This window comes from Deinococcus aerophilus (assembly GCF_014647075.1).
GTDB classification, from domain to species: Bacteria; Deinococcota; Deinococci; order Deinococcales; family Deinococcaceae; genus Deinococcus; species Deinococcus aerophilus.
In genome coordinates, this window is sequence record NZ_BMOM01000092.1 from 1 (window position 1) to 608 (window position 608).

The window sequence follows — 608 nt, forward strand, 5'->3', positions numbered from 1 at the left end:
TAGAGCCCGTTTTGGAATTTCACGCCTCTCTGGGCGAGCAAATACCATGAGGAATGGCCTCTCAGACGTATGGTTCTGATCTCACCGACGACGAGTGGGCGTTGCTGAGCGAGATGTGGCCCCCACGTTCAGGGCGAGGTGCACCACCCAAGTGGTCGACACGCGAGATCGTCAATGCTGTGTTGTACGTGCTGCGTGGCGGTATCGCCTGGAGAGCGCTGCCACACGAGTTCCCGCCGTGGGAGACCGTGTACTACCACTTCCGTCAACTCAGGCTGGCTGGGGTCTGGGAGCGGATCAACACGGCTTTGCGTCGGATCTATCGTGTGCGGATCGGGCGAATGCCCGATCCGCACGCTGCGATCATTGACAGTCAGTCCGCAAAAACGACGGAGAGTGGCGGGCCACGCGGCTTCGACGGCAACAAAAAGGTCAATGGCCGCAAGCGGCACATCCTGGTCGACACCCTGGGCCTGTTGCTCAAAGTGGTCGTACACCCGGCGAACCTGCACGATCGGGTCGGTGGTCGCCTCTTGGTCCAAGCCGTCAAGGGGGAATTGCCCACCCTGGAGAAAATCTGGGCTGACCAGGGGTACGCGGGACAGTTC

Annotated in this window: 1 protein-coding gene; it reads left to right on the forward strand. The window is 60.9% G+C overall.

Annotated elements, in window-relative coordinates; genetic code table 11:
• Nucleotides 1-53: 53 nt before the first annotated feature.
• A partial coding sequence (locus IEY21_RS16725; RefSeq protein WP_188905471.1) for an IS5 family transposase occupies nucleotides 54-608 on the forward strand: 555 nt, incomplete at its 3' end.